We start from the raw sequence: 604 nt of genomic DNA, 5'->3' as shown, positions 1-604 counted from the left end.
ACGGTGTGATTCATGACTGGGGTGAAGTCGTAACAAGGTAGCCGTAGGGGAACCTGCGGCTGGATCACCTCCTTAATCGACGACACAGCCGCCCATAAGCACCCACACGAATTGCTTGATTCCTTGTAAAAGACGATTAGGTGAAAGCCTCGTGCCGGTCTGTCGCTCAGTTGGTTAGAGCGCACCCCATGCTTTTGGATAAAGAGCAGGGTGAGGTCGGCGTGCAGCAACCCAGTAATTTGGGTCTGTAGCTCAGTTGGTTAGAGCGCACCCCTGATAAGGGTGAGGTCGGCAGTTCGAATCTGCCCAGACCCACCAGTTGTTTGGGGCCATAGCTCAGCTGGGAGAGCGCCTGCCTTGCACGCAGGAGGTCAGCGGTTCGATCCCGCTTGGCTCCACCACCTTCATCGGTCAAAGCTTAGAAATGAGCATTCCCTCGGTCCGAGGCCTGAATGTTGATTTCTGATCTTTTTCAGAATCGTTCTTTAAAAATTTGGGTATGTGATAGAAAGATAGACTGGACAGCACTTTCACTGGTGTGTGTTCAGGCTAAGGTAAAATTTGTGAGTTGAATCGCGAATTTTCGGCGAATGTTGTCTTCACC

2 tRNA genes and 1 rRNA gene are annotated in these 604 nt (G+C 51.3%); all 3 read left to right on the top strand.

The window, feature by feature from the left end:
- Positions 1-75 (top strand): 16S ribosomal RNA (locus G7016_RS24795); the annotation flags it as partial.
- A 166-nt stretch (positions 76-241) separates the two neighbouring features.
- A tRNA-Ile gene (locus G7016_RS24790) sits at positions 242-318 on the top strand.
- A gap of 7 nt (positions 319-325) precedes the next feature.
- Positions 326-401: transfer RNA gene (locus tag G7016_RS24785), tRNA-Ala, on the top strand.
- The last annotated feature ends 203 nt before the right edge of the window (positions 402-604 follow it).

The sequence above is a fragment of the Pseudomonas japonica genome (assembly GCF_013522925.1).
Classification (GTDB): domain Bacteria; phylum Pseudomonadota; class Gammaproteobacteria; order Pseudomonadales; family Pseudomonadaceae; genus Aquipseudomonas; species Aquipseudomonas japonica_A.
Note: the sequence above shows the minus strand (reverse complement) of the source record. Positions and strands in the feature narration are given on the sequence as shown.